The organism is Streptomyces shenzhenensis (assembly GCF_021462265.1).
Classification (GTDB): Bacteria; Actinomycetota; Actinomycetes; order Streptomycetales; family Streptomycetaceae; genus Streptomyces; species Streptomyces shenzhenensis.
The window spans coordinates 79,637-105,947 of record NZ_JAJONF010000030.1 but is presented as its reverse complement, the minus strand read 5'-3'; the positions used below and the strand labels follow the sequence as shown (position 1 = coordinate 105,947).

General features: G+C 72.0%; 21 protein-coding genes. 18 read left to right on the top strand and 3 right to left on the bottom strand.

Annotated features, from left to right (window positions below):
- Positions 1 to 42 precede the first annotated feature (42 nt).
- A complete protein-coding gene (locus LQ326_RS31530) occupies positions 43 to 1,176 on the top strand; it encodes an aromatic ring-hydroxylating oxygenase subunit alpha (protein ID WP_234542453.1) in 1,134 nt (377 codons plus the stop codon).
- Between the two features lie 86 nt (positions 1,177 to 1,262).
- On the opposite strand, the gene LQ326_RS31525 is transcribed toward LQ326_RS31530, so the two are convergent.
- Entirely contained in the window at positions 1,263 to 2,060 is a 798-nt protein-coding gene (locus LQ326_RS31525; RefSeq protein WP_234542452.1) for an IclR family transcriptional regulator, read from the bottom strand.
- A 149-nt stretch (positions 2,061 to 2,209) separates the two neighbouring features.
- Here LQ326_RS31525 and betA point away from each other — a divergent pair, with 149 nt between their 5' ends.
- The 11 genes from betA to LQ326_RS31470 all read left to right on the top strand — a co-directional run bounded on the left by betA (position 2,210) and on the right by LQ326_RS31470 (position 19,677).
- Complete coding sequence (betA, locus tag LQ326_RS31520; RefSeq protein ID WP_234542451.1) at positions 2,210 to 3,880, top strand: choline dehydrogenase; 1,671 nt, start codon at positions 2,210 to 2,212, stop codon at positions 3,878 to 3,880.
- A gap of 6 nt (positions 3,881 to 3,886) precedes the next feature.
- Complete coding sequence (locus LQ326_RS31515) at positions 3,887 to 4,723, top strand: methylenetetrahydrofolate reductase (protein WP_234542450.1); 837 nt, start codon at positions 3,887 to 3,889, stop codon at positions 4,721 to 4,723.
- Positions 4,724 to 4,864: 141 nt separating this feature from the next.
- Positions 4,865 to 6,334, top strand: a complete 1,470-nt coding sequence (locus LQ326_RS31510) for an aldehyde dehydrogenase family protein (RefSeq protein ID WP_234542449.1) — start codon at positions 4,865 to 4,867, stop codon at positions 6,332 to 6,334.
- 21 nt (positions 6,335 to 6,355) lie between these two features.
- Positions 6,356 to 7,447 carry a quaternary amine ABC transporter ATP-binding protein gene (locus LQ326_RS31505; protein ID WP_234542448.1) on the top strand — a complete coding sequence of 364 codons (1,092 nt, stop codon included), beginning with the start codon at positions 6,356 to 6,358 and terminating at the stop codon, positions 7,445 to 7,447.
- Positions 7,447 to 9,417 carry an ABC transporter permease gene (locus tag LQ326_RS31500; protein ID WP_234542447.1) on the top strand — a complete coding sequence of 657 codons (1,971 nt, stop codon included), beginning with the start codon at positions 7,447 to 7,449 and terminating at the stop codon, positions 9,415 to 9,417. The genes LQ326_RS31505 and LQ326_RS31500 overlap by 1 nt, the downstream gene beginning before the upstream one ends.
- A gap of 13 nt (positions 9,418 to 9,430) precedes the next feature.
- Positions 9,431 to 10,396: an ABC transporter substrate-binding protein gene (locus tag LQ326_RS31495; protein WP_234542446.1), complete on the top strand. Its 966-nt coding sequence runs from the start codon at positions 9,431 to 9,433 to the stop codon at positions 10,394 to 10,396.
- 244 nt (positions 10,397 to 10,640) lie between these two features.
- A complete protein-coding gene (locus LQ326_RS31490; RefSeq protein WP_234542445.1) occupies positions 10,641 to 13,079 on the top strand; it encodes a GcvT family protein in 2,439 nt (812 codons plus the stop codon).
- Positions 13,080 to 13,243: 164 nt separating this feature from the next.
- Positions 13,244 to 14,527, top strand: coding sequence for a serine hydroxymethyltransferase (gene glyA / locus LQ326_RS31485; RefSeq protein ID WP_234542444.1), 1,284 nt, complete (start codon positions 13,244 to 13,246; stop codon positions 14,525 to 14,527).
- Positions 14,524 to 15,756, top strand: coding sequence for a sarcosine oxidase subunit beta family protein (locus LQ326_RS31480; protein ID WP_234542443.1), 1,233 nt, complete (start codon positions 14,524 to 14,526; stop codon positions 15,754 to 15,756). The genes glyA and LQ326_RS31480 overlap by 4 nt, the downstream gene beginning before the upstream one ends.
- Positions 15,757 to 15,767: 11 nt before the next feature.
- A complete protein-coding gene (locus tag LQ326_RS31475; RefSeq protein WP_234542442.1) occupies positions 15,768 to 19,082 on the top strand; it encodes a sarcosine oxidase subunit delta family protein in 3,315 nt (1,104 codons plus the stop codon).
- Entirely contained in the window at positions 19,075 to 19,677 is a 603-nt protein-coding gene (locus LQ326_RS31470; protein ID WP_234542441.1) for a sarcosine oxidase subunit gamma, read from the top strand. Before LQ326_RS31475 ends, LQ326_RS31470 begins: the two co-directional genes overlap by 8 nt.
- Positions 19,678 to 19,755: 78 nt before the next feature.
- Here the strand turns inward: LQ326_RS31470 and purU are convergent, their stop codons facing one another.
- Positions 19,756 to 20,628 carry a formyltetrahydrofolate deformylase gene (gene purU / locus LQ326_RS31465; protein WP_234542440.1) on the bottom strand — a complete coding sequence of 291 codons (873 nt, stop codon included), beginning with the start codon at positions 20,626 to 20,628 and terminating at the stop codon, positions 19,756 to 19,758.
- Positions 20,629 to 21,002: 374 nt separating this feature from the next.
- Here purU and LQ326_RS31460 point away from each other — a divergent pair, with 374 nt between their 5' ends.
- From LQ326_RS31460 to LQ326_RS31450, 3 genes are all read left to right on the top strand, one after another.
- Positions 21,003 to 21,353, top strand: coding sequence for a YciI family protein (locus LQ326_RS31460; protein WP_234542439.1), 351 nt, complete (start codon positions 21,003 to 21,005; stop codon positions 21,351 to 21,353).
- Entirely contained in the window at positions 21,353 to 22,549 is a 1,197-nt protein-coding gene (locus tag LQ326_RS31455; RefSeq protein WP_234542438.1) for an RNA polymerase sigma factor, read from the top strand. The genes LQ326_RS31460 and LQ326_RS31455 overlap by 1 nt, the downstream gene beginning before the upstream one ends.
- A gap of 252 nt (positions 22,550 to 22,801) precedes the next feature.
- Positions 22,802 to 23,707: an aldo/keto reductase gene (locus LQ326_RS31450; RefSeq protein WP_234542437.1), complete on the top strand. Its 906-nt coding sequence runs from the start codon at positions 22,802 to 22,804 to the stop codon at positions 23,705 to 23,707.
- Positions 23,708 to 23,716: 9 nt separating this feature from the next.
- Here LQ326_RS31450 and LQ326_RS31445 read toward each other — a convergent pair whose 3' ends face one another.
- Entirely contained in the window at positions 23,717 to 24,175 is a 459-nt protein-coding gene (locus tag LQ326_RS31445) for a pyridoxamine 5'-phosphate oxidase family protein (protein ID WP_234542436.1), read from the bottom strand.
- 201 nt (positions 24,176 to 24,376) lie between these two features.
- Between LQ326_RS31445 and LQ326_RS31440 the strand changes: the two genes are divergently transcribed.
- The 3 genes from LQ326_RS31440 (at position 24,377) to LQ326_RS31430 (ending at position 26,286) form a co-directional block, all read left to right on the top strand.
- On the top strand, positions 24,377 to 24,760 hold the full coding sequence (locus LQ326_RS31440) for a BlaI/MecI/CopY family transcriptional regulator (RefSeq protein WP_234542435.1): 384 nt from the start codon (positions 24,377 to 24,379) through the stop codon (positions 24,758 to 24,760).
- A complete protein-coding gene (locus LQ326_RS31435) occupies positions 24,757 to 25,686 on the top strand; it encodes a M48 family metalloprotease (protein ID WP_234542434.1) in 930 nt (309 codons plus the stop codon). Before LQ326_RS31440 ends, LQ326_RS31435 begins: the two co-directional genes overlap by 4 nt.
- A 207-nt stretch (positions 25,687 to 25,893) precedes the next feature.
- The gene (locus LQ326_RS31430; protein WP_234542433.1) at positions 25,894 to 26,286 is read left to right on the top strand and encodes a VOC family protein; all 393 of its coding nucleotides are present in this window, start codon (positions 25,894 to 25,896) and stop codon (positions 26,284 to 26,286) included.
- Positions 26,287 to 26,311 lie beyond the last annotated feature (25 nt).

Sequence of the window (26,311 nt, the reverse complement as noted above, 5' to 3'; positions counted from 1 at the left end):
GCCCCACCCCACCGATCCACGACGTCCTCCGAGGAGTGCACCGTGACCTCGACCAGCCTGCCGGACAGCCTGATCGCCACCCTCCCCGGCTCCGCCTACAGCGACCCCGGGATCTTCGCCCAGGAACAGGAGCGCATCTTCGAGACGATGTGGTTCTGCGTGGCCCGCGCCGCGGACCTGCCGAAGCCCGGCGCCTTCCGCACCGTCGACGTGGGCCGCGAGAGCATCCTCGTCACCCGGGCCCGGGACCAGTCGGTCCGCGCCTACTTCAACGTCTGCCGGCACCGCGGCGCCAGGCTCTGCACCGAGGAGGCGGGCGAGGTCAGACGGGCGTTCCAGTGCCCGTACCACGCCTGGACCTACGACCTGGACGGCAAGCTGGTCGCGGCCCCCAACCTCACCAAGATGCCCGACGTCGGCCGCACCGAGTACGGCCTGGTGGGCGTGGCCGTCCGGGAGTGGCTCGGCTATGTCTGGGTGTGCCTCGCGGAGCACCCGCCGTCCTTCGAGGAGGACGTGATCGGGGCAGCCGTCGAGCGGCTCGGCGACGTCGAGTCGATCGAGCACTACGGCATCGAGGAACTCTCGGTGGGCAGGCGGATCGTCTACGACGTGAAGGCGAACTGGAAGCTCATCATCGAGAACTTCATGGAGTGCTACCACTGCGCCACCATCCACCCCGAACTCACCGAGGTGCTGCCCGAGTTCGCCGACGGCTACGCGGCGCAGTACTACGTCGGCCACGGCGCCGAGTTCGGCGCGGACGTCCAGGGCTTCACCGTCGACGGCTCCGAGGGCCTCGACCGCATCCCCGGGGTCTCGGCGGACCAGGACCGGCGGTACTACGCGATCACCGTCAAGCCGCAGGTGTTCATCAACCTCGTGCCGGACCACGTGATATTCCACCGGATGTACCCGGTGGCCGTCGACCGCACGATCGTCGAGTGCGACTGGCTCTACCTGCCGCACGTCGTCGAGAGCGGCAAGGACGTCAGCCGGTCCGTGGAACTCTTCGACCGCGTCAACCGCCAGGACTTCGAGGCCTGCGAACGCACGCAGCCCGGCATGAGCTCACGGCTGTACGCCAAGGGCGGGGTGCTGGTGCCCAGCGAGCATCACATCGGCGCCTTCCACGACTGGGTCCACGAGCGGCTCGGCACCCGGCAGCCGCAGTGACGCCCGTGGCCCGCGCCTGAAAGGGGCGGAAGCGGGCCCTGCGGCGGTCCGCGAGCGGGCCCCGCGGCGGTCGTCCGGCGCGCGGCTCAGCCCAGGTACCCCATGCGGTGGCTGATCTCCTCCGCGCCCTTGACCAGCACCGGGGCCAGCTCGTGCATGCGCTCCTCGGTGAACCGGTAGGACGGCCCGGACGCGCTGATCGACGCGATGACCACCCCCTCCCGGTCCCGGATCGGCGCGGCCATGGCGTGCAGCCCGATCTCCAACTCCTCCAGCGTGCAGGCGTAACCGCGCTCCCGGGCCTCGGCGAGGTTCTTCTCCAGCTTCGCCTTCGAGGAGATGGTGTGCGGGGTCAGCTTCTTCAGACCCCCGTCCGAGATCAGGGCGGCGCGCTCCGCGGCGGGCCGGTGGGCGAGCATGATCTTGCCGCTGGAGGTGGCGTGCAGCGGGGTCAGCTGGCCGACCCAGTTGTGCGCGGTGACGGCGGCCGTGCCGCGCACCTGGTGGAGGTTGATCGCGTAGTGCTCCTGCATCACCGCGATGTTGACCGTCTCGCCGATCTCCTCGGCCAGCCGCTCGCACACCTGCCGGCCCTGCTGGGTGACGTCGATGCGACCCGTCACGGCCCCGGCCAGGCGTACGATGCCGAAGCCGAGCGAGTACTTGCCCCGCTCGCCCGACTGCTCCACGAGACCGCGCGCCTCCAGGGCGCCCAGCAGGCGGAACGCGGTCGACTTGTGAACATCGATCTCGGCGGCCACCTCGCTGACCCCCGCCTCGCCGCGCTGGGCCAGGATCTCCAGGACGCTGATGGCGCGGTCGACGGACTGCACGCCACCAGAAGATGAGCCGTTCGTGTCGGTCTCCGGACTGAAGTTGCTCATAGCGAAACTATACGCGCAGTAAACAACGCGCTCCAAGTAACGCGATGTGAACAAAGATCTTACAAGTTGCGTTGTTCGCAACCTGGTGCGTATAGCGATACCCGTACTAGCATGCCGCGCAATCGACGGCGCGAGCGAGACGAGGCCCCATGGCTCCCTTGCAGTACGACTTCGTCATCGTCGGCGGTGGCTCGGCGGGCAGCGCACTGGCGAACCGGCTCTCGGCCGACCCCGGCAACCGGGTGCTCGTCCTGGAGGCGGGCCGCCCCGACTACCCGTGGGACGTCTTCATCCACATGCCGGCGGCGCTGACCTACCCCATCGGCAGCCGCTTCTACGACTGGAAGTACGAGTCCGAGCCCGAACCCCACATGGGCGGCCGCCGCATCTACCACGCCCGCGGCAAGGTGCTCGGCGGTTCCAGCAGCATCAACGGCATGATCTTCCAGCGCGGCAACCCGATGGACTACGAGCGCTGGGCCGCCGACCCGGGCATGGAGACCTGGGACTACGCCCACTGCCTGCCGTACTTCCGCCGGATGGAGAACTGCCTGGCCGCGGACCCGGACGACGAGTTCCGCGGCCACGACGGCCCCCTCGTCCTGGAGCGCGGCCCGGCCACCAACCCGCTCTTCTCCGCCTTCCTCAAGGCCACCGAGGAGGCCGGCCACGCGCCCACCGACGACGTCAACGGCTACCGGCAGGAGGGCTTCGCCAAGTTCGACCGCAACGTCCACCGCGGCCGCCGCCTGTCCGCGTCGAAGGCGTACCTCAAGCCCGCCAGGAAGCGCCCCAACCTCACCGTCCGGACCCGCGCCCTCGTCACCCGGGTCCTCTTCGAGGGCAAGAAGGCGGTCGGCGTCGAGTTCCGGCGGGGCAAGGGTGCCCTCCAGCAGGTCCGCGCCAAGGAGGTCATCCTGTGCGGCGGCGCGATCAACTCCCCGCAGCTGCTCCAGCTCTCCGGCGTCGGCAACGCGAAGGAACTGAGCGCCCTCGGCATCGACGTCGTCCACGACCTGCCGGGCGTCGGCGAGAACCTCCAGGACCATCTGGAGGTGTACATCCAGTACGCCTGCAAACAGCCCGTCTCCGTGCAGCCGTACCTGGCGAAGTGGCGGGCCCCCTTCATCGGCCTGCAGTGGCTGTTCCGCACGGGCCCGGCCGCGACGAACCACTTCGAGGCCGGCGGCTTCTGCCGCAGCAACGAGGACGTGGACTACCCCAACCTGATGTTCCACTTCCTGCCGGTCGCGGTCCGCTACGACGGCTCGGTGCCGGCCGGCGGTCACGGCTACCAGGTCCATGTCGGCCCCATGTACTCCGACGCCCGCGGCTCGGTGAAGATCCGGAGCAGGGACCCGCGCGAACACCCGGCCCTGCGCTTCAACTACCTCTCCACCGAGCAGGACCGCCGCGAGTGGGCCGAGGCGGTCAGAGTCGCCCGCGGTCTCCTCAACCAGCCCGCCCTCGCCCCCTACAACGACGGGGAGATCTCCCCCGGCCCCTCCGTGGCGACGGACGAGGAGATCCTCGACTGGGTCGCCAAGGACGGCGAGACCGCCCTGCATCCGTCCTGCACCTGCAGGATGGGCACCGACGAGATGTCCGTCGTCGACCCGGCGAGCATGCGGGTGCACGGCGTGGCGGGCCTGCGGGTGGTGGACGCCTCGGTGATGCCGTACGTCACCAACGGCAACATCTACGCCCCGGTGATGATGATCGCGGAGAAGGCGGCCGACCTCATCCTCGGCAAGCAGCCGCTGCCACCGTCGAAGGCCGTCTACTACCGGCTCCGCGACGCCCAGAAGCAGGCCGGGTAGCGCGCCGTGGGCGCCGAGGCGCTGCGGGCGCTGCTCGCCCGGGTCCGCTACGAGGTGCTGCCGGCACGGGCGACCGAGGAGAAGGTCCTCGCCCACGTGCCCCGCGACGTCACGGTCGCGGTCACGGCGTCGCCGGTCAAGGGCCTGGAGCCCACCCTCGCCCTCACCGAACGGCTCGCGGCGCACGGCTACCGCGTCGTCCCGCACGTGCCCGCGCGCCTGCTGCGCGACGACACCCACCTCAAGGACGTCGCGGAGCGGCTGGGCGGGGCGGGTGTCGACGACATCTTCGTCCCGGCGGGCGACGCCGATCCGCCCGCCGGGCCGTACGGGGGAGCACTCCCGGTGCTGCGGCGGCTGACCGGGATGGGCAGACCCTTCACCGAAACCGGGATCACCGGCTATCCGGAGAGCCATCCCCTCATCCATGACGACCTCACCATCCAGGCGATGTGGGACAAGCGGGCGCACGCCACCTACATCGTCAGCAATCTCTGCTTCGACGCGCGCGTGCTCGGCGACTGGCTCACCCGGATCCGCCGCCGTGACGTCACCCTGCCCGTGTACGTCGGCGTCGCCGGGCCCGTGCAGCGGGCCAGGCTGCTCGCCATGGCCACGAAGATCGGGGTGGGGGAGTCCGCCCGCTTCCTCACCGGGCACGCCTCCTGGTTCCTGCGCCTGGCGGCACCCGGCGGCTACGACCCGCGGCGGCTGCTCACCCGGGGCGCGGCGGCGTTCACCGCGCCGTCGGCGGGCGTGGCCGGCCTCCACCTGTTCACCTTCAACCAGGTTGCCGAGACGGAGCGGTGGCGCCGGGCGCTGCTGGACCGGCTGGGCGGCTGACCCGCGCCGAGGGGGCCGTTTTCGCGGCCGAATCGGGATACGCGGAGCCCTTGACGGCTGTCAGTACATTCGGTCAGGGTGTTCCACCAAAAGCAATCCAATGCACAATGCGCAACGAATTCGGGTTCGAAGGGCGCGGCCGTGGCAGACCTGTATGTGGATGGAAAATGGCGTGCCGCGGTGGCCGGCGGCCACCGCGAGATCCGCTGTCCGGCGGACGGCACCCTCGTCGCGACGGTCTCGGAGGCCACCCGCCCCGACACGGAGGCCGCGATCACCGCGGCCCGGCGCGCGTTCGACGAAGGCCCCTGGCCGCACACCCCCGAGCGGGAGCGCGGCGCGCTGCTGCTGCGCACCGCCGGCATCATCGAGCGCGACGCCAGGGAATTCGCCCGCGCCGAGTCCCTGGACACCGGCAAGCGCCTGGTGGAGAGCGAGTACGACATCGCCGACGTCGTCTCCTGCCTCCGCTACTACGGCGGCATCGCCGGCACCGACGCCGGCCGGGTGATCGACACCGGACGTGACGACGCCGTCAGCCGTGTCGTGTACGAGCCGGTCGGCGTGTGCGGGCTGATCACCCCGTGGAACTACCCGCTGCTCCAGGCCTCCTGGAAGGTCGCGCCCGCCCTCGTGGCGGGCAACACGTTCGTCCTCAAACCCAGCGAGCTCACTCCCTCCACCGCGATCCTGCTGCTGAAGGCGCTGGAGGAGGCCGGACTCCCGCCCGGTGCCGGCAACCTAGTCCTCGGCGCCGGCCCCGAGGCGGGCGCCGCGCTCTCGGAGCACCCCGCCGTCGACATGGTGTCCTTCACCGGCGGGCTGGAGACCGGCAGGCGGATCATGGCCACCGCCGCGGCGACCGTGAAGAAGGTCGCCCTCGAACTGGGCGGCAAGAACCCCAACGTCGTCTTCGCCGACGCCGACTTCGACACGGCCGTCGACTTCGCGCTCACCGCCGTCTTCCTGCACTCCGGGCAGGTCTGCTCGGCCGGCGCCCGGCTGATCGTCGAGGACCGGGTCCACGACGCCTTCGTCGACGAGGTCGTCCGCCGTGCCCGCCTGATCCGCCTCGGCGGCCCCTTCGACCCCGAGGCCGAGACCGGCGCGCTGATCTCCGCACAGCACCGCGAGAAGGTCGAGGCGTACGTCGCCGCCGGAATCGCCGAGGGCGCCGTACTGCGCTGCGGCGGCACCCGCCCCGACGACCCCGCCCTCGCGAACGGCTTCTACTACCCGCCCACCGTCCTCGACGAGTGCCGGCAGGACATGCGCGTGGTGCACGAGGAGTCCTTCGGGCCCGTGCTCACCGTCGAACGCTTCCGGGACGAGGACGACGCCGTCCGCATCGCCAACGACACGGAGTACGGCCTCGCCGGCGCCGTCTGGACACAGGACGCGGGCAAGGCCCAGCGGGTCGCCCGCAGGCTGCGCCACGGAACCGTGTGGATCAATGACTACCACCCCTACGTGCCGCAGGCGGAATGGGGTGGCTTCGGGCACTCGGGCGTGGGCCGCGAGCTGGGACCGACCGGCCTGGACGAGTACCGAGAGCCCAAGCACGTCTGGCAGAACATCCAACCCGGGCCGCAGCACTGGTTCCGCGGCTGACGCCGAAGAGAGGTCCCCACCATGACCCCAGCCCCGACCGAGGTGTCGCAGCGGCGCGACACGTCCCAGGACCCTCAGGACCGCACCCCCGTCATCTCCGTGCGCCGGCTGTGGAAGGTGTTCGGGCCGAAGGCCGACGAGGTGCCGGGCTCCGAGGAGCTCTGCGGGCTCACCCGCCGCGAGCTGATGGACCGCACGGGCTGCACCGCCGCCGTCCGGGACGTGAACTTCGAGGTGTCGCCCGGCGAGGTCTTCGTCGTCATGGGCCTGTCCGGGTCCGGCAAGTCCACCCTGGTGCGATGTCTCACCCGGCTGATCGAACCCACCGCCGGGGAGATCGTCTTCGAGGGCGAGGACATCCGGGGCGCCGACGCCCGGCGGCTGCGGGAACTGCGGCGCAGCAAGTTCTCCATGGTCTTCCAGCACTTCGGCCTGCTGCCGCACCGCAAGGTCGTCGACAACGTGGCGTTCGGCCTGGAGATCCGGGGCATGGGCAGGGCCGACCGCGTGAAACGCGCGATGGAGACCGTCGAACTGGTGGGCCTCGCCGGCTACGAGAACTCCTACCCCGACCAGCTCTCCGGCGGCATGCAGCAGCGGGTGGGCCTGGCCAGGGCGCTGGCCGGCGACCCGGACGTCCTCTTCTTCGACGAACCGTTCTCCGCACTCGACCCGCTGATCCGCCGTGACATGCAGAGCGAGGTCATCCGCCTGCACCACGAGGTCGGCAAGACCATGGTCTTCATCACCCACGACCTCTCCGAGGCCCTCAAGCTCGGCGACCGCATCCTGATCATGCGGGACGGCAGGACGGTCCAGTGCGGCACCGGCGACGAACTCGTCGGCGCCCCGGCGGACGACTACGTCCGGGACTTCGTGAAGGACGTGCCGCGCGGCGACGTCCTCACCCTGCGCTGGATCATGCGGCCCGCCGGGCCCGACGACGCCCTCGACGGACCGGAGCTGGGACCGGACGTCGTGGTCCGCGAGGCGACCCGGGCGGTGCTCGCCGCCGAGAAGCCGGTCAAGGTCGTCGAGAACGGCGAACTGCTCGGCATCGTCGGCGACGAGGAGATCCTCGCCGTCGTCGCCGGGCAGGAAGGCGGCGCGTGATGGCTGCCGTAGCCGACGCGACCGCGCCGGCCGCGACGATACGCGAGAAGATCAGCCGCCCGATGGTGGTGGCGGCGATCCTGGTCGTCTGGCTGGTGCTCTTCGCCGCGTTCCGCGGGCGGCAGACGCTCACCCTGGCCGCCGCCGACCTCACCGGCCTGCACCGCCGGCTGAACGACGTCAACGACAGCATCGGCGCCAACCGCAACTCCAACCCGGTCTTCCTCTACTTCTTCAACGAGATCCGGCTGGCCATCGACAACCTGGTCACCTTCGTCCAGTCCGTGATCTCCCAGCCCGCCGGCGGCCGTCCGGTCCCGCAGATCGGCTGGCTCGGCGTCGTCGGACTCACCGGCTACGTCTCGTGGGCCGTGGGGAACTGGCGGGTCGCCCTGCTGGCCGTCGCCGGCTTCACCTTCTTCGGGCTCCAGGGCCTGTGGCAGGAGAGCATGGACACCCTGGCGCTGACCCTGTCGGCGGTCCTGGTGGCCCTGCTCATCGGCATCCCGCTCGGCGTGTGGGCGGGGCTCTCCGACCGGTTCAACCGGGTCATGACGCCCTTCCTCGACTTCATGCAGACGATGCCGACCTTCGTCTACCTCGCCCCGCTGACCCTGATCTTCCTCATCGGCGGCGCCTCCGCCGTCATCACCACGGTGATCTACGCGGCCCCGCCCGCCATCCGCATCACCGCACACGCCATCCGCTCCGTCCCCGAGACCACCGTCGAGGCGGCCGACTCGCTCGGCACCACCCGCACCCAGCAACTGGTCAAGGTGCTGCTGCCGATGTCGAAGCGCACGGTCGTCATGGGCGTCAACCAGACCATCATGGCCGCCCTGGCCATGGTCACCATCGCCGCCCTGATCGACGCGCCCGGCCTCGGCAAGACCGTCGTCCAGGCCCTCCAGTCGCTCGACGTCGGCACCGCCTTCAACGCCGGCCTCGCCATCGTCGTCATGGCCATCGTGCTGGACCGGGTCACCACGGCCGCCGCCGCGCGCACCGAGACCCGCCGCGACGGACGGTTCCTGAAGTGGCGCCGCCCGCTGCTCGGGGCGGGCGGAGTCGCGGCCCTCGTCCTGGTCTACCTCTCCCACACCTACGTCTGGGCGGCCGAGTTCCCCGGCGACGGCACCGCCGGCAGCCACATCGCGAGCGCCGCCGACACCGCGACCACGTGGCTGCAGGACCACCTCTCCGGCCTCACCAACGCCCTGCGGGACGTCCTCACCAACGGCCTGCTCAACCCGTTCCAGACGCTGCTCACCGACTCCCCGTGGTGGCTGGTCGGCGCCGTCCTGGTCGGGCTCGGCGCCGTCCTCGGCGGCTGGCGGGCCGGCGTGACGGCGGCCGTCTGCGTCGGGCTGCTGGTCGCCACGGGCCTGTGGTCGGACAGCATGACCACGCTTGCCTCCACCGCCGTGGCCACCGCCCTGGTGATGCTGGTCGGCGTCGTCTTCGGCGTGTGGATGGGCCGCAGCACGCTGGTGGACCGGCTGATCCGGCCCACCCTGGACGCGGCACAGGTCATGCCGCCGTTCGTCTATCTGGTGCCGTTCCTGGCGCTCTTCGGCGCCACCCGCTTCACGGCGATCGTCGCGGCCGTCGTCTACGCGGCACCCGTCGCCGTCAAGATCATCGCGGACGGGGTGCGGAACGTGTCCGCGCCCACCGTGGAGGCGGCCACCTCGGCCGGGTGCAACACCTGGCAGATCATCACCAAGGTCCAGCTGCCGATGGCACGCGGCGCCCTGACCCTCGCGACCAACCAGGGCCTGATCTACGTGCTGTCGATGGTTGTGGTGGGCGGCCTGGTAGGGGCGGGCGCCCTCGGCTACGACGTCGTGGCCGGTTTCTCGCAGGGCGAGCTGTACGGCAAGGGGCTGGCGGCAGGGCTGGCGATCGTACTGCTCGGAGTCATGTTCGACCGGATCACACAGGCTGCGGCGCGACGCACCAGGGCATAAGGAGCTCTACACCATGGCACAACACTGGCGAGCCGGCGCGGCCGGCCTGGCCGTTCTCGGCCTCACCCTCACGGCCTGCGGCGGCGCGAAGGTGGGCGACAGCGGTTCCGCCGGCTCGACGTCCTCGGGCGGCAAGTGCGGCACCTTCAACCTGGCCGTCAATCCCTGGGTGGGCTACGAGGCGGACGCGGCGGTCGTCGCGTACGTCGCACAGCACGACCTCGGCTGTACGGTCGACAAGAAGGACCTCAAGGAGGAGATCGCCTGGCAGGGCTTCGGGACCGGCGAGGTCGACGCCGTCCTGGAGAACTGGGGTCACGACGATCTGAAGAAGAAGTACATCACCGGGCAGAAGACGGCCGTCGAGGCCGGCTCGACCGGCAACAAGGGCATCATCGGCTGGTACGTGCCGCCGTGGCTGGCCAAGGCGCACCCCGACATCACGAACTGGCAGAACCTCGACAAGTACGCCGCCCGGTTCAAGACCTCCGAGTCCGGCGGCAAGGGCCAGCTGCTCGACGGCGACCCGTCGTACGTCACCAACGACGCCGCCCTGGTGAAGAACCTGAAGCTGGACTTCAAGGTGGTGTACGCGGGCAGCGAGACCGCGCTCATCCAGGCCTTCAGAACGGCCGAGAAGAACAAGCAGTGGCTGATCGGCTACTTCTACGAACCGCAGTGGTTCCTGTCCGAGGTGCCGCTGGTCAAGGTCGACCTGCCCAAGTACACGACGGGCTGCGACGCCGACGCGGCCAAGGTCGCCTGCGACTATCCCGTCTACGACCTCGACAAGATCGTCAGCGCGAACTTCGCCAAGTCGGGCAGCCCGGCCTACGACCTGGTGAAGAATTTCCACTGGACCAACGACGACCAGAACACCGTGGCCAAGTACATCGCGGTGGACAAGCTGTCGGACGACGCCGCGGCGAAGAAATGGGTCGACGCCAACCCCGACAAGGTGAAGGCCTGGCTGAAGTAGCGGAGCCGCGAGGAGAGCCGTTCCGGGACGCCCGGCGGGCGGTGCGCAGCTGTGCGCGCCGCCCGCCGGGCGTTGCCGTTTCCCGGCCGCCGCCGGGGCCGTTCCCCAGGCCCTTCCCCTGCCTGTTCCGCTAGGTCGCCACCCCCTTGACACCCCTCGTCGGAGGCAGGCACATTGAGTTGCGCAGCCTGAATCACGTTGCGCACAAAGCAACTGCACCGGTCTCAAGTTCGGAGGTTGGGCGATGGCGGGACCCCGAGTGGTCATCATCGGAGCGGGCGTCGTGGGGGCGGCCCTCGCGGACGAGATCTCCGCACGCGGCTGGACCGAGGTGACCGTGGTCGACCAGGGCCCCCTCCCGGCGACCGGGGGCTCGACCTCGCACGCGCCGGGCCTGGTCTTCCAGACCAACCCCTCGAAGACCATGACGGAACTGGCCCGCTACACCGTCGAGAAGTTCTGCTCCCTCGACGTCGACGGCAAGCCCTGCTTCCTCCAGGTCGGCGGCCTCGAAGTGGCCACCACCCCGGAGCGCCTCGCCGAGCTCCACCGCCGGCACGGCTGGATCACCGCCTGGGGCGTCGAGGCGCGGATCCTCACCCCCGAGGAGTGCGTCGAGCAGCACCCGCTGGTCGACCGCGACCGGATCCTCGGCGGTCTGCTCGTCCCCACCGACGGCCTCGCCAAGGCCGTCCTCGCCGTCGAGGCCCAGATCCGCCGGGCCACCGGGCGTGGCGTCCGCTTCCTCGCCCGCCACGAGGTCCTCGACGTGCGGCAGAGCGAGGGCGCCGTCACCGCCGTGGTGACCGACCAGGGCGAGATCCCCGCCGACATCGTCGTCTGCTGCGCCGGCATCTGGGGGCCGAGGATCGCCCGCATGGTCGGCATGAACCTGCCCCTCACCCCGCTCGCCCACCAGCTCGCCTGGACCGGCCCGGTCCCCGCGCTGGCCGGCCAGACCGAGGAGGCCGTCCGCCCGATCCTGCGCCACCAGGACGCCGACCTCTACTACCGCGACCGCTTCGACGGCCTCGGCATCGGCTCCTACGGTCACCGCCCCATGCCGGTCTCCGCCGACGACATCCTCTCCGTGGACGAGGCCGACCGGATGCCCTCCGTCCTGAAGTTCACCGAGGAGGACTTCGAGGACGCCTGGAACGAGACCCGGTCCCTGCTCCCCGCGACCCGCGAGGCCAAGGTCGAAGAAGGCATCAACGGCCTGTTCTCCTTCACCACCGACGGCTACCCGCTGCTCGGCGAGTCCCCGGACGTCAAGGGCTTCTGGGTCGCCGAGGCCGTCTGGGTCACCCACTCCGCGGGCGTCGGCAGGGCGGTCGCCGAATGGCTGGTCGACGGCCACTGCTCCTCGTTCGACCTCCACGAGTGCGACGTCAACCGCTTCGAGCCGCACCAGCTCTCGCCCGAGTACGTCCTCGCCCGCGACTGCCAGAACTTCGTCGAGGTCTACGACATCCTCCACCCCCTCCAGCCGTCCGGGAGGCCGCGCCCGATCCGCACCAGCCCCTTCCACGCCCGCCAGCGGGAACACGGCGCGTTCTTCCTGGAGGCGAACGGCTGGGAACGCCCCCAGTGGTACGAGGCGAACGCGGGCCTGGTCGAGGGCCGTGCCATCCCCACCCCCAACGACTGGGCCGCCCGCTACTGGTCGCCGATCGTCGGCGCCGAGGCCCAGGTCACCCGCGAGACCGTCGCGATGTACGACATGACCGCCCTCAAGCGCCTGGAGGTGAGCGGCCCCGGCGCCGCGGACTTCCTGGAGGGCCTGGTCACCGGCAAGGTCGCCAAGTCCGTCGGCTCGGTGACGTACACGCTGCTGCTCGGCCACGACGGCGGCATCCGCAGCGACATCACCGTGGCCCGCCTCGCCCGGGACCTCTTCCAGGTCGGCGCCAACGGCAACCTCGACCTCGACTGGTTCACCCGCCACCTGCCCGCCGACGGCAGGGTCCAGGTCCGCGACATCACCCCCGGCACCTGCTGCGTCGGTCTGTGGGGCCCGCTGGCCCGCGAGGTCCTCCAGCCGCTCACCGACGAGGACTTCTCCGACGCGGGCCTCAAGTACTTCCGTGCCAAGCGCGCCTACCTCGGCTCGGTGCCGGTCACCGCGATGCGGCTGTCGTACGTCGGCGAACTCGGCTGGGAGCTGTACACGACCGCCGATCAGGGCGCGAAACTCTGGGACACCCTCTGGCAGGCGGCCGAGCCCCTCGGCGGGATCATCGCCGGCCGCGGCGCCTTCAACAGCCTCCGTCTGGAGAAGGGCTACCGCTCCTTCGGCACCGACATGACCTACGAGCACGACCCCTACGAGGCCGGCGTCGGCTTCGCCGTCAGGCCCGACAAGGGCGACTTCGTCGGCAAGGCCGCGCTGGAGCGCCGCAAGGCGGCGGTACGGCGCCGGCTGAGCTGCCTCACCGTGGACGACCCGCGGGCCGTCGTCATGGGCAAGGAGCCGGTGTTCGACGGTGACCGCGCCGTCGGCTACGTGACCAGCGCGGCGTACGGCTACACGATCGGCAAGGGGATCGCGTACGCGTGGCTCCCGGCGGAGCTGGCGGTGCCCGGCACCGGCGTGCAGATCGGGTACTTCGATCAGCGAGTGGAGGCCGTGGTGGCCGAGGAGCCGTTGTTCGACCCGGCGATGAGCCGTCTCCGTGGGTGAGGGATCCGAGTGGTGTCCTCGTCCGGGTGCGGGCTCGCCGTGGCTGGTCGCGCCCACCCGGCGGCAGCCGCGATACCGGCACGGCCCCGCGCCCCTCACCGGGCGCCGCGGTTCGGTTTCTTGGAAGGAGCACCGGCAGTGACCGAGAGGAACGCGACACCCGCATGAACGCCCTGAACACGCCCCTGGCCGAACTCGACCCCGAGGTTCACGCCGCGCTCCGTGCCGAGCTGCACCGTCAGCAGTCCACCCTGGAGATGATCGCCTCCGAGAACTTCGCGCCCACCGCCGTGATGGAGGCGCAGGGGTCGGTCGCGACGAACAAGTACGCCGAGGGCTATCCAGGCCGCCGCTACTACGGCGGCTGCGAACACGTCGACGTCACCGAGCGGCTGGCGATCGAAAGGGCCAAGTCGCTCTTCGGGGCCGGGTTCGCCAACGTCCAGCCGCACTCGGGCGCCCAGGCCAACACCGCCGTCTTCTTCGCCCTGCTCCGGCCCGGCGACACGATCCTCGGCCTCGACCTCGCGCACGGCGGCCACCTCACCCACGGCATGCGCATCAACTACAGCGGCAAGATGCTCGATGTCGTGCCCTACCACGTCGGCGAGACCGACCACCTCGTGGACCTGGACGAGGTGGAGCGGCTGGCCAGGGAACACCGCCCGAAGATGATCATCGCGGGCTGGTCGGCGTACCCGAGGCAGCTCGACTTCGCGAAGTTCCGCCGGATCGCCGACGAGGCCGGTGCCCTGCTCATGGTCGACATGGCGCACTTCGCGGGCCTGGTCGCGGCGGGACTTCACCCCAGCCCCGTGCCGCATGCCCACGTGGTCACCACGACCACCCACAAGACCCTCGGCGGACCGCGCGGCGGGGTCATCCTCACCAACGACGCCGACCTCGCCAAGAAGATCAACTCGGCGGTGTTCCCCGGCATGCAGGGCGGCCCGCTGGAACACGTCATCGCGGCGAAGGCCGTCTCCTTCAAGGTCGCCGCGTCCCCCGAGTTCGCCGAGCGCCAGGCCCGCACCCTGGCCGGCGCCCGCATCCTCGCCGAGCGTCTGACCCGGCCCGACGCGGCCGCGTCGGGGGTGAAGGTGCTGACCGGGGGCACGGACGTCCATCTCGTCCTGGTCGATCTGCGCGACTCGCCCCTCGACGGCCGGCAGGCGGAGGACCTGCTCCACTCGATCGGCATCACCGTCAACCGCAACGCCGTCCCCTTCGACCCGCGCCCGCCCATGGTCACCTCCGGCCTGCGCATCGGCACTCCCGCGCTGGCCACCCGGGGCTTCACGGCGGCGGACTTCGCCGAGGTCGCCGACGTCATCGCGCTGGCCCTCCGGCCCGAGCCGGACACAGCCGCCCTGCGCGCCCGCACCGAGGCACTGGCCGCGAAGCATCCGCTCTACCCGCACCTCTCGCACGACGGAGACGCCCGATGAGCCCGCGCACCCCCGGCGCCGACCTCCCCGACCACCCGGACTTCCTGTGGCGCACACCCGAGCCCAGGCGGTCGTACGACGTCGTCATCGTCGGCGGCGGCGGACACGGCCTCGCCACCGCCCACTATCTGGCGAAGAACCACGGCATCACCGACGTGGCCGTCCTGGAGAAGGGCTGGCTCGCGGGCGGCAACATGGCCCGCAACACCACGATCATCCGCTCCAACTACCTGTGGGACGAGAGCGCGGGCATCTACGAACACGCGCTGAGGCTCTGGGAGGGCCTGGAGGAGGAACTCGACTACCCGATCCTCTTCTCGCAGCGCGGCGTCCTGAACCTCGCCCACAGCCTCCAGGACGTCCGCGACAGCGTCCGCCGGGTCGAGGCCAACCGCCTCAACGGTGTCGACGCCGAGTGGCTCGACGCGGACGGCGTCAAAGAGGTCTGCCCGATCGTCAACACCTCACCCGACGTGCGCTACCCGGTCCTCGGCGGCACCTACCAGCCCCGGGCCGGCATCGCCAAGCACGACTACGTGGCGTGGGGCTTCGCCCGGTCCGCGGACGCGGCCGGCATCGACATCATCCAGAACTGCGAGGTCACGGGAGTGGACGTGGCGGACGGCAGGGTCGTCGGCGTCCAGACCACCCTCGGCCCCATCGCCGCCGGCAAAGTGGCCCTGTGCTCGGCCGGCCACACCTCGGTCCTGGCCGCCATGGCGGGCTTCGAACTCCCCCTCCAGAGCCACCCGTTGCAGGCCCTGGTCTCCGAACTCCTGGAGCCCGTCCACCCCACCGTCGTCATGTCCAACGCGGTGCACGTGTACGTCAGCCAGGCGCACAAGGGCGAACTGGTGATGGGCGCCGGCATCGACGCGTACAACTCCTACACCCAGCGCGGCGCGTTCCACATCATCGAGGAGCAGATGGCGGCGGCCCTCGAACTCTTCCCGGTCTTCGCCCGCGCCCACGTGCTGCGCACCTGGGGCGGCATCGTCGACGTCAGCCCCGACGCGTCGCCGATCGTCGGCCGCACCCCGGTGGACAACCTCTACCTCAACTGCGGCTGGGGAACGGGCGGCTTCAAAGCCACCCCGGGGGTCGGCTGGGTCTACGCCCACACCATCGCCGAGGACGCCCCCCACCCCCTCAACGCCCCCTTCTCGCTCGACCGTTTCACCACCGGCGCGCTCGTCGACGAGCACGGCGCCGCCGCGGTGGCCCACTAGGGAGCCCGACCATGCTGCTCATCCCCTGCCCGTGGTGCGGGCCCCGCGACGAGGCCGAGTTCCACTACGGCGGCCAGGCCCACGTCCCCTACCCCGAGAACCCGGCGTCCCTCACCGACGAGGAGTGGGCACGGTATCTGTTCTTCCGGGACAATCCCAAGGGCCCGTTCGCGGAACGCTGGAGCCATGCCGCGGGCTGTCGGCGGTGGTTCAACGCGGTGCGCGACACATCCACGAACGAGCTCCTGACGGTGTACGGAGCAGGCGAACCCCGCCCGCAGCCCACCGAGCCCCCTTCCCGGCCGGCGCCGCTTCCTTCGACGGGGGGTCCGGCGGTGCCTTCTTCTTCAGCCCGTCCGGCGTTTGAGGACGAGGCCGTTCAGGCCGAAGGGGGGTCCGGGGGCGCAGCCCCCGGCGGGGTCGAAGGGGCGGCGCCCCTTCAGGACGGGACGGGCAGGGGCGGCGGGGGCGAGACCCCTCCCACCCGCACCCCCACCGGCGGCCGGATCGACCGCACCACCCCCCTCACCTTCACCTTCGACGGCATCCGGTACCAGGGCTACCGAGGCGACACCCTCGCCTCCGCCCTCCTCGCCAACGGCGTCATCCAAGCCGCCACCAGCATCAGACTCGGCCGCCCCCGGGGCATCTTCTCCGCCGGCGCAGAGGAACCCAACGCGGTCGTCCAGATCGAGGCCCCGTTCCCCGAACCCATGCTCCCCGCCACCACCGTGGAACTCCACGACGGCCTGGTGGCGACCAGCCTCCCCGGCCAGGGCCGCCTCGCCACCACCCCCGACCCGGCCCGCTACGACGCCGTGCACGCCCACTGCGACGTACTCGTCGTCGGCGCGGGCCCCGCCGGCCTCGCGGCCGCGGCCGCCGCGGCCACCAGCGGCGCCCGCGTCATCCTCGCCGACGACCAGCCGGAACCCGGCGGCAGCCTGCTCGGCACCGGCGAGCACCTCGACTGGGTCGCTGCCACCCGCGCCCGCCTCGACGCCGCCCCCGAGGTACGCGTCCTGCCCCGCACCACCGTCTTCGGCCACTACGACGACAACCACCTCCTCGCCGTGGAACGCCGCACCGCCCACCTCGGCGCCGACGCCCCGCAGCACGTCTCCCGCGAACGCGTCTGGCGGATCCGCGCCCGGCGCGTCGTCCTCGCCACCGGCGCCCACGAGCGTTCCCTCGCCTTCGGCGACAACGACCGCCCCGGCGTGATGCTGGCGAGCGCGGCCCGCACCTACCTGCACCGGTACGCCGTCCTGCCCGGCCGCCACGCCGTCGTGTTCACCACCAACGACACCGCCTACGCCGCCGCACTCGACCTCGCCGCGGCCGGGGTCACCATCGCGGCGATCGTCGACACGCGCCCCGCACCGGGGGAGTGGGCCGAACGAGCCCGGTCCGCCGGCATCGAGGTGCTGACCGGCCACGCGGTCACCGGCACGGCGGGCGGCGCCCGTCTCACGGCCGTGACCGCCGCCCCGTACCAGGCGGTGAATGCCACCGCGGACGAACCCGAACCCATCGCCCCGCAGCGCGAGTTCGCCGCCGACCTGCTCCTGGTCTCCGGCGGCTGGAACCCGGTCGCCCACCTGTTCAGCCAGGCGGGCGGCAGGCTCCGTCACGACGAGACGCTCGGCACGTTCGTCCCCGACAGCTGCGGGCAGGCGGTCGAGGCCGCGGGTGCCGCGAACGGCACCGCCGACCTTGCCGCCGCCTTCGCCGAGGGCGCGGCGGCGGGAACACGCGCGGCCGAGGCCGAGGGCTACACCACCAGGACGCCCATGCCCGCGCTCCCCGCGGTCACCGTCCAGCCGTACACGCCGTCCATGCACGTCTTCACGGTCCCCACCGCCACCGCCGCCCCCCGCTTCGTCGACCTCCAACGCGACGTCACCGTGGCCGACCTGACCCGTGCGACCGGCGCGGGCCTGCGCTCGGTGGAGCACACCAAGCGCTACACCACGGCGGGCACCGCCAACGACCAGGGCAAGACCGGGGGTGTGCTGGCCAGCGGGGTCGTCGCCGAACTCCTCGGCGTGGACCTCTCGGCGCTCGGCCTGCCCACCTTCCGGCCGCCGTACACCCCCGTCTCCTTCGCCGCCCTGGCCGGGCGCGACCGGGGCGCGCTGCACGACCCGGTCCGCACCACCGCCCTGCACGGCTGGCACGTCGAGCACGGCGCGCTCTTCGAGAACGTCGGGCAGTGGAAGCGGCCCTGGTACTACCCGCGGGGCGGCGAGGACTTGGAGACCGCCGTGCTCCGCGAGTGCCGCGCCGCCCGCGAGGGCGTCGCCTTCATGGACGCCTCCACCCTCGGCAAGATCGACGTCCAGGGCCCGGACGCGGCGCTCTTCCTCGACCGGCTCTACACGAACATGATGAGCAGCCTGAAGGTCGGCATGATCCGCTACGGCGTGATGTGCCGCCTGGACGGGATGGTGTTCGACGACGGCACGGTCATCCGGCTCGCCCCCGACCGGTTCCTCGTCACCACCACGACCGGCAACGCGGCGGCCGTCCTGGACTGGATGGAGGAGTGGCTGCAGACCGAGTGGCCGGACCTGCGGGTGCACTGCACCTCGGTCACCGAGCACTGGGCGACCGTCGCCCTGGTCGGCCCCCGGTCCCGCGCGGTCCTCGGCTCGCTCGCGCCCGGACTGGCCGTGGCCAACGACGACTTCCCGTTCATGGCCTGGCGGGAGACCACCGTCGCCGGCATCGGGGCCCGCGTGTGCCGGATCAGCTTCTCCGGTGAACTCGCCTACGAGATCAACGTGTCACCCTGGCAGGCGGTCGCGCTCTGGGAGGCTCTGTACGAGGCGGGGGCGCCGTACGGCATCACCCCCTACGGCACCGAGACCATGCACGTGCTGCGCGCGGAGAAGGGCTACCCGATCGTCGGCCAGGACACCGACGGGACGGTCACCCCGCAGGACCTCGGCATGGGCTGGGCGGTGTCGAAGAAGAAGCCCGACTTCATCGGCAAGCGCTCCTACGCCCGCGCCGACACCGTCCGCCCGGACCGGGGGCACCTGGTCGCCGTCCTCACCGACGACCCCGGGGCCGTCCTCCCCGAGGGCACGCACCTGGTCGCCGACGGCGAACTGCCCGCCCCGCCCGTCCCGATGCTCGGCCACGTCACCTCCAGCTACCGCAGCGCCGCGCTCGGCCGTACCTTCGCGCTCGCCCTGGTCAAGGGCGGCCGGGACCGCATCGGCGAGCGCCTGTACGCCCCGGTCGGCGACCGGTTGCTGCCGGTGACCGTCGCCGGTCCCGTCCTCTACGACCCCGAGGGAGCCCGCCGCGATGGCTGACACCGCCCCGACCGCATGCCGGCGCAGCCCCCTGGCGGGCGCCGCCCCCCGCCTGGCCGCCGTGACCCGCTCCTCCAAGGGCGCGCTCCGCCTGGCCGAACTCCCCTTCCTGGCCCAGGTGAACGTCCGCCTCGACGCCAAGAGCCCGGCGGCGGACGCCGTCGGGCCGGCCCTCGGGCTCCAGCTGCCCCCTGACCCGAACACGGTGGTGCACGCGGGAGAGGTGACCGCGGTGTGGCTGGGCCCCGACGAATGGCTGGTGGTGGGCCGGCCCGGCACCGAGCGGGAACTGGAGGACCGGATCCGCGCGGCCGCCGGGGACGAGCCGGTCGCCGTCACCGACGTCTCCGCCCAGCGCACCACCCTCCTGGTCGGCGGCCCGCGCGCCCGCGACCTGCTCGCCCACGGCTGCGCCCTGGACCTGCACCCGCGCGCCTTCGGCCCCGGCCGCTGCGCCCAGACCACGCTGGCCCGCACCCAGGTCGTCCTGGTCGCGCGGGACGAGACCAGGGCCGGGTTCTGGGTCCTGGTGCGCTCCTCCTTCGCCGGCTACCTGGCCGACTGGCTGCTGGACGCGGCCGTGGAGTACGTCTGAGGAATCGCGAACGGCGGGCCGGCACCCCGAGGGGGTGCCGTCCCGCCGTTCGCGGTCCGCCGTCCGGTCCGCCGGCTGTCAGCGGAAGACGACCGTGCAGCGGCCGTTGACCAGCACCCGGCTCTCGCTGTGCCACCGCACGGCGCGCGCGAGCACCTGGGCCTCCACGTCACGGCCGAGCGCGACCAGCTCGTCCGGGGCGTGCGAGTGGCTCACCCGGACGACGTCCTGCTCGATGATCGGGCCCTCGTCCAGATCGGGCGTCACGTAGTGCGCGGTGGCGCCGACCAGCTTGACACCGCGGTGGTGCGCCTGGACGTACGGCCGGGCTCCCTTGAAGCTCGGCAGGAAGGAGTGGTGGATGTTGATGGCCCGGCCGTCGAGCCGCTTGCACAGGTCGTCGGAGAGGATCTGCATGTACCGGGCGAGCACCACCAGGTCGACGTCCAGCTCGCCGACGAGACGCAGCAGCCGGGCCTCGGCTTCCGCCTTGGTGTCGGGTGTCACCGGGATGTGGTGGAAAGGGATGCCGTAGGTGCGGGCCAGCGGCTCGAAGTCGCGGTGGTTGGAGACGATCGCCGGGATCTCGATGTTGAGCGCGCCCGTGGACCGGCGGAAGAGCAGGTCGTTCAGGCAGTGGCCGAACTTCGACACCATGATCAGGGTGCGGGTCGGGGTCGAGGCGTCGTTCAGCCGCCAGGTGATCCGGTGCTCCTCGGCCACCGGGACGAAACCGGTGCGCAGCTCCTCCAGCAGGACGTCGCCGTCCGGGACGTCGAAGTGCACCCGCATGAAGAAGCGGTCCTGCAGCCGGTCGTCGAACTGCTGACTCTCCAGGATGTTGCCGCCGTGGGCGACCAGGAAGCCGGTGACGGCGTGGACCAGGCCCGCCCGGTCGGGGCACGAAAGGGTGAGGACGAACTCGCGGCCGGGCTGCGGTCGAGGAGACATGACACCCTCCCAGGATGCGCATCGCGCAACGATTTGAGTGATGCGCAACATGGTCCAGGCGAGGTGGCCGACAGGTCAAGGGGAGGTGTTCTATTTGGTGCACCGCAATGTGCGATACGCAACACCTTTGCCCGCCGGCACGCCCTCCTGGCCGGCACGCCCTCCTGGCCGGCACGCCCTCCTGGCCGGCGCGCCCGGCGGCGGGCGGCAGGAGGCAGCCGGCGAGTCCCCGGGCGCGGGCGGTGAGCGGACGCGCGGCGATGGTCATGCGGAAGGTTCTTCCGGATTCCCGGCGCGCGGTGTCGATCCGGGGGACTGCTGTTCGTGTAGAAGGCGAGAACACCCGCCACCTCACGACGACCGAGGAGCACATCATGAAGCACTACCTGCTCAGCGTGGTCCAGCCCGCCGGCGCCACCCCGCCCCCGCCCGACGCGCTCGCCGCGATCATGCGCGACGTGGAGGCGTTCAACGACGAACTGCGCGCGGCCGGCGCCTGGGTCTTCGCGGGCGGACTGCACGGGCCGGAGACGGCCACGATGCTGCGGCCCGAGGGCGGCGACGTACTGATCACCGACGGGCCCTTCGCCGAGGGCAAGGAGTACCTGGGCGGGCTCTGCCTGATCCGCGCCGAGGACCTCGACGCCGCCCTGGAGTGGGGCCGCAAGGCCGCTCTCGCCACCACCCTCCCCATCGAGGTACGGCCGTTCGTGGACCGGCCCTGATGGCGGACGCCGCCGATGTCGAGGCCGTCTTCCGCGCCGAGTACGGGCGCGCGGTCTCGGTCCTCGTCCGCTTCCTCGGCGACATCGACCTCGCCGAGGAAGCGGTCCAGGACGCCTTCGCGACGGCGCTCGACAGGTGGCCCGGCACCGGCGTGCCGCCGAGCCCGGCCGGCTGGATCATCACCACCGCGCGCAACCGGGCGCTCGACCGGCTGCGCCGCGAGTCCTCCCGGGACGCCCGGCACGCCGAGGCCGCCCGGCTGTACGCGCCCGACCCGCCGGCCGAGGAGGGCCCAGTGCGCGACGAACGGCTCCGGCTGATCTTCACCTGCTGCCACCCCGCGCTGGCCCTGCAGTCCCGGGTCGCCCTGACCCTGCGCCTGCTCGGCGGGCTCAGCACGGCCCGGATCGCCCGCGCCTTCCTGGTCCCCGAGCCCACCCTGGCCCAGCGCCTGGTGCGCGCCAAGGCGAAGATCCGCGACGCGGGGATCCCCTACCGGGTGCCGAAGGACGCCGACCTCCCCGACCGGCTGAACGGCGTGCTGGCCGTCGTCTACCTCGTCTTCAACGAGGGCTACGGCGGCGATCCTGCGCTGTGCGCCGAAGCCGTGCGCCTGGGGCGGCTGCTGTACGAGCTGATGCCGGACGAGCCCGAGGTCGCCGGGCTGCTCGCGCTGATGCTGCTCGTCGAGGCCCGCAGGCCCGCCCGGGAGCCGGCCGGGGGCGGCGAGCTGGTGCCGCTGCCCGAGCAGGACCGCGGGCTCTGGGACCGGGAGCTGATCGCCGAAGGGCAGGACCTCATGCGGCGGTGCCTGCGCCGCAACCGGCCCGGGCCCTACCAGATCCAGGCCGCGATCAACGCCGTGCACGGCGACGCGCGCGCTGCCGAGGCCACCGACTGGGGGCAGATCCTGCGACTGTACGACCAGCTCATGGCCGTCGCCGCGAGCCCGGTCGTCGCGCTGAACCGGGCGGTCGCGGTCGCCGAGGTCGCGGGCCCGGCCGCGGCGCTGGACCTGGTCGACGCGTTCGACCTGCCCGGATACCACGTGCTGCACGCCGTCCGCGCCGACCTGCTGCGCCGGCTGGGCCGGGACGCCGAGGCGGTGGCGGAGTACGACGCCGCCATCGCGCTCACCGACAGCCTGCCCGAACGGGCCCACCTGACCAGACGGCGAGCCGAACTCACCGGCTGACCGGGTGTGCACCATGCCGGTCACCGGACGAGGACCGGTTGACCGGCCACATCCGTGACCGGTGCAGCGTGACGGGCACAGACCAAATCGGTCGAGTGTGCCTCACACCTCCCCACCGCGGCCGCGCCCCTCGCAAGGGGAGCCGCTGTGCTCCGGACGAGGCCGCCGGGTCTCGTGGCTGCCCCGGGCGAGCAAGGCGGCCCCTTCCTGCTTCCGCCGACCCTCCTCAGGACCGTGTGCCAGACTCCGTCGATGACCTCCGAAACGATCACCGCGGACGCCTCCGGCACCTGGAAGCTCGGCGACCTGCCCGTCCACCGCCTCGGCTTCGGCGCGATGCGGCTGACCGGCAGCGCCGCCTTCCACCACGGCACCCCGAGCGACCGCGACCGCTCGATCGCCGTCCTGCGCAAGGCCGTCGAACTCGGCGTGAACCACATCGACACGGCGGCCTTCTACTTCTCCGCCCTGCGCTCGGCCAACGAACTCATCAACACCGCCCTGTCTCCGTACCCCGACGACCTCGTCATCGTCACCAAGGTCGGCCCCCACCGCGACTACTCGGGGGAGTGGGCGACCTCCGCCCGGCCCGACCAGCTGCGCGGGCACGTCGAGGAGAACCTGCGCCAGCTCGGCCGCGACCATCTCGACGTCGTCAACCTCCGCCGGATGCGCCAGGACTCGATCGCCGAGCACTTCGGTGCCCTCGCCGAACTGCGCGAGGCCGGGCTGATCCGGCACCTCGGCGTCTCCGACGTCGAGGTGCGCCATCTCGACGAGGCGCTGGCCATCGCCCCCGTGGTGTGCGTACAGAACCGCTGGGGACTCGACTCGGCGGACCCGGCCACCGGCGAACTGGTCCGCGTCTGCGGCGAACGGGGCATCGCCTTCGTACCGTTCTTCGCCGTAGCGGGCGACGCCGGGGCGCTCGGCGCCACCGGGAACCACGACGAGGAGGTCCTCGCCGTCGCGCGCGCCCACGACGCCGGTGCCGCCCAGATCCGCCTCGCCTGGACCCTGCACCAGGGCCCGCACGTCCTCGCCATCCCCGGCACCGGCAACCCGGACCACCTGGCCGAGAACGTGGCGGCCGGCGCCATCCGGCTCACCGAGGACGAGCTGACCCGGCTCGACGCCCTCCGCACCAGCGCCGGTTGACGCTCCGGCTCAGGCCGCCCACACCCCGTCCCGCATCACATGCCGGCCGCGCAGTTCGTGCTCCCCGTGCCAGGCCTGCACGGCGTGCGGCCGGATCCGGAAGAAGGCGTACGACGGGCTGTCCCCGCGCGGGTCCCAGCCGGTCTTCGCCCGCAGCGCCTCGGCCGCCGGCTCCGGCACGTCCGCCGGGGAGAAGACGGTCACCTCCCCGTCGAGCAGCACGACGTCCCCCGTGTCGCCGAACGCGAGCCGGGCCCGGCCGCCGTCGCGCAGATTGCGGCCGGTCGCACTGGTGATCCGGGTGGACAGCCACACCGCGTCCGCGTGCCAGACGAACCAGAGCGGAACGAGACACGGCAGCCCTGCGCCGTCCGCCGTGGCCACCCAGATGTCCGTCTCCTGTTCCAGGCGGGAGAGCACGTCGTGCTTGCGCCGCCCGGGGGAGCGGGCCGGATTGGTGATCTTCATGGCCGCGAACCTACCGGCCGGACCCGTGCCGCGCCTCGGGCCCGCGTCCTAGGTCTCCGGCCCCGCGCCCAGTGGGAGGCTCCCCGGCCGGCGACGCGGGCCCCTCGCATAATGGGCGCACGGCTGGCGGCCGCCACCGCGCTGACTACACTGCCGTAGACGGTCTGCGGACCGAGGACGAAGAAGAGTGAGGAACCTTCCATGGCCGACGGGAAGGACGAACGCCGGCCCGCCGGCGAACTGGAGGCGAGCGTCATGGCGGCTCTCTGGGCCGCCGGTGCGCCCCAGACTCCCGGACAGGTGCAGCGGAGCCTCGGCACGGACCTGGCCCGCACGACGGTGACCACGATCCTGACCCGGCTGCACGACAAGGGCGTGGTCGAACGGCACCGCCAGGGGCGCGGCTACGCCTACGTCCCCGTCCAGGACGCACAGGGCCTGACCGCGAAGCGGATGCACACCGAACTGGACCGGGACAACGACCGGGAGACCGTGCTCGCCCGGTTCGTCGCCCAGCTCAGCCCCGACGACGAGCGCGTTCTGAGGACCTTGCTCGAATCCGGTGAGCAACCGAGTACGTCATGACCGCGCTGCTGATCCTGCCCCTGCTGCTGCCGTTCGCCCTGCCGGCCCTCGCCCGGCGGGCCCTCGACCGGCTGGCGCCCGTCGCCGCGCTCTGGGCGGTCACCGTCTCGGCCGTCACCCTCGCGGGCTGTTCCCTGGCCGCGCTCGGCGCGTTCTTCCTCACCGGGCTGCTCACGCTGCCGTTCTTCGCCGCGCTCGGTGAGCTGGTCCGGCCCCTGCACACCGCCTCCGACGGTTTCGTGCTGCCGCTCGCGGCCCTCTCGATCGGCGCTCTCGCGGTGTGCGGCTGGTCCCTCGCGCGGTCGGTGCTCCGGCAGACGCGCGCCTTCCGCGCGGCCCGCACCCAGGCGGGGCGGGGGCCGGCCGCGGGCGACCTGTGCGTCGTCGACTCGCCGAGCCCGGACGCGTACGCGCTGCCCGGCCGCCCGCACCGGATCGTCGTCACCACCGGAATGCTGCGCAGCCTCGACGCGGCCGAGCGGGAGGCGCTGTTCGCGCACGAACGGGCGCACAACAGGGGCGGCCACCACTTCTTCCTCGCCGCGGCAGAGCTCGCGGCGCACTGCCACCCGGCGCTGCGGCGGGTCCGGGACGTCGTCCGGCTGGCCGTGGAGCGGGCCGCCGACGAGGCCGCGGCGAGCGCGGTGGGCGACCGGCGGCTGACGGCCCGTGCCATCGCCCGGGCGGCGCTGGCGGGACAGGGCGGGGCCGCCGAGCGGCCGGCGTTCGTGTCGGGCGCGGCGTCCGGGCCGGTGCCGCGGCGGGTGCAGGCGCTGCTGGCGGTGGAGCGTGGGCGGCGGCGGGCCGGGGGGTGGGCCGCGGCGCTGTTGGTGGCGTGCGCCGGGTTGTCGTGTGCCGCCGCCGCGACCGGGATGATCGACTTTCATCATCGGGTGGAGGTCGCGCAGGGGGAAGCGGAGCGGTAGTTCCGGGCGCCGGGCAGGAGCGGGCGCGTCGAGGCCGGTCGCGGCCGGGCGGCGGCACGGCTTGCCGCAGCACCCCCTGACGGGGCGCTGCGGCGGACGCCTGCCAGGAGGCGCCTTCATGAAGAAGGGACTGCACGAAGAAGGGATTGGCATCCCCTGCGTTTTACGTATAACCTCTCCCGCTAACCGCCCCACCGAAAGGCCCCCATGCGACGCGTCGCCCTGGTCACCCTTGTCGTCGCCGACTACGACGAGGCGATCCGCTTCTACACCGAGGCCCTCGGGTTCCGGCTCACCGAGGACGCGCCGCGGCCCGACGGCTCCCGCTGGGTCGTCGTGGAGCCCGGCTCGGAAGGACACGGCACCGGGCTGCTGCTCGCCCGCGCCAAGGACGAGGACCAGCGCGCCCGGGTCGGCGACCAGACGGGCGGCCGCGTGGGGTTCTTCCTGTACACCGACGACTTCGCCCGCGAGCACGCCCGGATGACCGCCGCCGGTGTGACCTTCCTGGAGGAGCCGCGCCACGAGCCGTACGGCAGTGTCGCCGTCTTCCAGGATCTCTACGGAAACCGCTGGGACCTGCTCCAGCCCGCCGCCTGACCCGACCGCTCCGAACCACCTGCCG